Raw genomic sequence first — 265 nt, 5'->3', positions numbered from 1 at the left:
GCGGTGACCTATCCGCTGCTGTTCGCGATCGGCGTGGCGATGACGCCGTGGGACAAGCTGATGGCGGCGTTCACGGTGGCGAACATCGTGACGATCGTGATCACGGTCGCGACCCTGATGGGCACGGGCTTCGTGGTCGGACGGCTGATGAAGATGTACCCTATCGACACCGCGATCGTGAACGCATGCCACAGCGGCCAGGGCGGCACGGGCGACGTGGCGATCCTGACGGCCGCCAACCGGATGACGCTGATGCCCTTTGCGC

Annotated in this window: 1 protein-coding gene; it reads left to right on the top strand. The window is 65.7% G+C overall.

The genetic code is table 11. From position 1 onward, the window contains the following. A partial coding sequence (locus NCR93_RS31725) for a 2-hydroxycarboxylate transporter family protein (protein WP_250532474.1) occupies positions 1–265 on the top strand: 265 nt, incomplete at both ends.

It is taken from the genome of Caballeronia sp. ATUFL_F1_KS39 (assembly GCF_023630985.1).
Lineage (GTDB): Bacteria > Pseudomonadota > Gammaproteobacteria > Burkholderiales > Burkholderiaceae > Caballeronia > Caballeronia zhejiangensis.
The sequence above is the reverse complement of the archived record's forward strand: the minus strand, read 5'-3'. Positions and strand labels throughout refer to the sequence as shown.